This window comes from Saccharibacter floricola DSM 15669, from assembly GCF_000378165.1.
Taxonomy (GTDB): Bacteria; Pseudomonadota; Alphaproteobacteria; order Acetobacterales; family Acetobacteraceae; genus Saccharibacter; species Saccharibacter floricola.
Genome location: NZ_KB899357.1, coordinates 1 through 4,633 on the forward strand (window position 1 = coordinate 1; position 4,633 = coordinate 4,633).

General features: G+C 49.3%; 4 protein-coding genes. 3 read left to right on the plus strand and 1 reads right to left on the minus strand.

From position 1 onward, the window contains the following. The coding region (locus tag F457_RS0111445; protein ID WP_018981279.1) for a transposase at positions 1-258 on the minus strand (258 nt) is incomplete at its 3' end. A 251-nt stretch (positions 259-509) separates the two neighbouring features. Here F457_RS0111445 and F457_RS13455 point away from each other — a divergent pair. From F457_RS13455 to F457_RS0111460, 3 genes are all read left to right on the plus strand, one after another. Next, the gene (locus tag F457_RS13455) at positions 510-1,106 is read left to right on the plus strand and encodes an invasion associated locus B family protein (protein ID WP_018981280.1); all 597 of its coding nucleotides are present in this window, start codon (positions 510-512) and stop codon (positions 1,104-1,106) included. Continuing rightward, positions 1,079-2,881 carry a ShlB/FhaC/HecB family hemolysin secretion/activation protein gene (locus F457_RS0111455; protein ID WP_245539156.1) on the plus strand — a complete coding sequence of 601 codons (1,803 nt, stop codon included), beginning with the start codon at positions 1,079-1,081 and terminating at the stop codon, positions 2,879-2,881. The genes F457_RS13455 and F457_RS0111455 overlap by 28 nt, the downstream gene beginning before the upstream one ends. Before the next feature lie 11 nt (positions 2,882-2,892). Continuing rightward, a partial coding sequence (locus tag F457_RS0111460) for a filamentous hemagglutinin N-terminal domain-containing protein (protein WP_169584135.1) occupies positions 2,893-4,633 on the plus strand: 1,741 nt, incomplete at its 3' end.

Below are 4,633 nucleotides of genomic sequence, written 5' to 3' on the forward strand. Positions count from 1 at the left end.
CAAACCGAGGTCAACCAGTGTGTCGAGCAAAGCATCCCAGACCCCTTGTTCGGCCCATCGGCGAAACCGAACGTAGACGGAATTCCATTTCCCGTAACGTTCATGCATGTCTCGCCAAGGACAACCGACACGCAGGACATACAGCATTCCGTTGAGAAAAAGCCGATTATCGTGTGCTGGACGTGACCAGCGACCGCGCTCAGGCGGCAAAAGCTCACCAATAATCGCCCATTCTGGGTCTGTTAAATCACCGCGCATCCGCCCTCTCATTTTCTCTCCGTTATCCTCATCGCTGCTACAGTAGATTACATTAAGAACTAACAGAGCATAGCACGTATCAGAGTTGATGCAGTGCAACTTCAGATTGTGTTCTTGGTTAATCAAACTGTTGCGAAAATGTTACAATAATATAGAAGCGTAAAAAATACCGATTCCCGTTAACTATTTTAACATACATTTTTAAGTAGGCTGTTAGATATCGGTTAAAATTACGTGGTTGGTTTTTATTAATGCGTTATGTTCCTGCAATCTTCTGTGTCTTGGCCTTGAGTGTTTTTTCAGCTCACAGTGCGCCTTCTGCCCAGCCTGTTACGGCACCGCAAGAAAGTCCAACGACTCTTTCTGGGACGTCGAGTGAGTGGCAGTATCGTTACGCTTTCTCGGCTAATCATTATAAAGACCATGCGGTCATGATGGTAATGGAACAGTCATTGATGGCGCAAGATGACCAAAAAAAGCCCTTTCCTTTAGGGGCGGTGTTGCTTGCGCGCATGACGGGCAACGTTGGTAAGATGCCTTTGCAACAACGTCCGTGGCGTTTAACGATTATGGCTCCGCTTAATATGTCTCTATTACGTCCTGCTCGTGTGTCTTTTGATCAAGGGGCTGTTGTTGTTTTGCCGTGGCAGATGTGTACAGAAAAAGGTTGTTTGGCTTCGTTAGACTTGACCTCCCAACAAGTTGACCAAATTCGTCGGGCTAAGGTAGGGCGTATTATGGTTGATAAGGTTGTGGGTGGCGTGCTGACTATTTCCTTTTCTGCCAATGGTGCTGCTGGTGCTTTGTCAAGCCTTGAGGGTTGGATGATGCACCCTCCTGCGCGTTAATTGTCATGATGGTGCTGAGTGTGACATGGCAGAAAAGGCGGTTTTTAGCCTGCGTTATGGTGGTTTTTGGCTATGTTGGCCTTGCTACCGCGTATGGCCAAACCCCGCCACTTAGTTCGGGGTTGCCTGCAGGAGCTGGCTCGGCTCAGGATCAGTTCCAGCGTTATCAACAGCACCAACATCAGCTTGATGCGTTGCCGCCTCCAACCTCTGATATGCAAGTGGCGCCCCAGCGTAACGTGCCGGAGGCTTCTCCTTCATGCATGGCTATTTCTCAGGTCCACATCCATAAAGCTGATCATCTTCCACTGGCCTATGTAAGGAAGCTTGAACGTGAGTTTTCGGGGCGTTGTTTGGGAGTGCAAGAACTAAATAGCTTAGTAAATCGCCTGAACGGGGCGTATCTTGAGAGGGGCTATATTACTTCGCGGGCCTATTTGCCGGAACAGAAGCTCTCTGATGGGGTATTGTCTGTTGTTGTCATTGAGGGGTCTCTTGAGGGGGTGGATATTAAAGGCCGACCAAGGCGTTTTGTGTCGGCGATGGCTTTTCCTGGTTTGAAAAGCCAAATCCTCAATTTGCGCGACCTTGAACAAGGCGTGGAGCAGATGAATAGGCTTCCTCATTTTGGAGCTCAGATGGCTATCCGGCCCGGCAAACAAGTTGGTACGTCGCGCGTTGTTGTGACGGCTCCAAGTCATGGTATTCTGCATGGACAGCTTTGGGCAGACAATAATGGACAACGCGTGACAGGGCGTGAGGTTGGCCATGCGCTTTTAATGGCAGAAAATCCTCTTGGACTGTTGGACTTATGGTCGATTGAATATGATCATTCTTTGCGTGGGCCTGACCATGGCGCGCGTGGCACATCGTTTCTCTCAGCAAATGGATCTATTCCTTTCGGGGCATGGACGCTTTTTGGGTCGTGGTGGCAATCACAAGATGCGTATCCGTTACAGGCGCGGACAGAGTTGTATCATCTCAGTGGTTCACAGACGGATTGGCAAGTTGGGGTGTCGCGCACGTTATGGCGGCATCATAATGGTGTCACAACGGGGCAAGTGTCTTTTGAGCGGAAAACATTTGGCTCTGAAGTTGATCATACCAGTGTCAATAGTCAAACGGGTCGACAGGCTTATGTTAATGCATCGGTGAGTGAATCTCTCAAAGTGGGTGCCAGCAGTTGGTATGTAACAGGTGGTGTAAAAATTGCCGTTGATGGGGCTGGCTCTTGGAATGGTTATGCCCACCCCGCATGGAATGAACCGCACCGTGCTTATGCTAAACCAACGCTTGATATTGATGGTTATGTACCCTTCGCGTCGCGCTGGCTGTGGCATACCACAATGCATGGCGAGATCAGCTCACGTGACCAAAACCCGATTAATGAGCTTCAAGTAGGGGGACCTTACACGGTGCGGGGTTTCTTAGCGCAAGCCTTTGTTGGCAATGACGGAGGGTATATACGCAACGATGTGTCATGGACGCCAGCCTTTGATACAGGAAAATGCGGTTTTTATAGCACGCTATGTGGCACCTTTTTAAAAGGGGTGCAGCTCTATGGTGCGTTGGATTTTGGTGTTGTTCGGGCTGGTTTTTCTTCCTCGGCAACACCTGCTGTTCTCAAAGGTGGGGAGATGGCGGGTGTTGGGCTTGGCGTGCGTAAAACCACAGGTTTGTTTTTTTGGAATGTGATTTTGACGCACGCGATTGCACGCGGTCCTCTCCCCGCTGAAGGGCTGATCACATTTTTTAATACCGGTATTAGATTATGAGCAAGGCGTTGATGATGCGTTCTCCCTTAAATACCCATAATAACGGAACGGAAGTCTATGGGCATTTTTCTGCCTTGAGACGCGTTGTTAACCTTGCTTGTGCTTTCATCATTCTTTTCGGTTCGACCATCAGTCCTGTTTTTGCTCAACAAGCAGCGCCGCATATTGTGGTTGACCCAACGGCTTTGGGGCCGCATCCTACTTTAGAAAAAACCCAAAATGGCATTGACCAAGTTGATATTGCTACGCCTAATGGAGCGGGCGTGTCACACAATACATTTCGGAACTACAATGTTTCATCAAATGGTATTGTTTTGAACAATGCCCCCCATAATATTCAAACCAAGATAGGCGGTGCGATCTTAGGTAATGCTAACCTTAATGGTCATTCCGCACATGTTATTCTTAATGAGGTCAGTGGTTCTTTGCCCAGCCAAATTGCGGGCTATACGGAAGTGGCAGGGCAGCAGGCGGCTGTTATTCTTGCCAACCCCAATGGACTGACCTGTAACGGGTGCGGTTTTATTAATACATCACGCGTCACCCTTACTACAGGTCGCCCCAATTTGGACGCGCAAGGCAATGTGCGTTCTTTTTACGTTAATGGTGGCGCTGTAGCTTTTGAAGGGCGTGGAGCTGATTTCACAGCTGTACCAATTTTAGATATCTTATCGCGTTCTGTAAAAATTGCAGCTCCCGTTAATGCTCAAAAAGTCGCGATGGTTTTAGGCCGCAATCAGGTCGCGTATGGGAGTAACACACCGACCGCTCTAGCTGATGACGGGACTAAAAAGCCTGAATGGGCGCTGGATACAGCCGCTATGGGCGGATTATACGCCAATAGTATCTATATGGTTGTTAATGAAGCCGGGGCAGGGGTTCGGGTTGATGGGACTATGGCCAGCAATGCCGGCGATATGCATTTAGATGGCCAGGGCAACTTGGTTCTTAACGGCCAGATGGCGTCATCAGGGCAGCTTGATAGTTCTATCTCAGGAACAACACACATAGGCACTCATGGTGCTATGGTCGCCCAAGAGAATTTAACCTTAAATAGTAAGGGTGACCTTATTAATTCTGGTGTAGTTGCTGCACATGATGGTGGAGTGCACCTCACATCAGGAAGCCCAATTGTTAATTCAGGAACCATTGCGTCATATGTAGGCCCTGTGGTGGTTCATAGTGCAGATCGCATCACTAACAGCGGTACTGTTAATGCGCAATCTGGCCGTGGAGAATTTCAAGCAGATGCTTTGAGTAACCAAGGGGAGATTTTTACACACGATGGATTGATAGTTGGGCTTGTGCACGATCTTGATAATCATGATGGAACCATCGGAAGTGTTTTAGGTGCTGTCGTTTTAACGGGAGGTGTCAAAGATACATTCAATAATGACCAAGGGAAAATTACGGCGCAGTCTGGAGATGTGACCATCTCAACGGGACAGCTCAGCAACAACGGCGGCACGATCCAGGGCAATGGGACGGTGACGGCAACGCTTGGGAGCTACGGGTCTGACGCTCATAGCGTGTTCACCGGGGGACGTAATTTAACGGTCACGGCGTCTGGAGCTGTGCAGAATGAGGGTGTTCTCGCTTCTGGTCAGGCCCTTCATGTGCAGGCGTCAGGCTTTGGCAATGGTACGCAAGGGCAGGTTCAGGGCCAAACGGTCACAGCTGAGATAGGGTCTGGCGGTCTAACGAACGTGGGATCGTTGATCGGCACAACAGGGGTCACGCTGACCAGTCAGG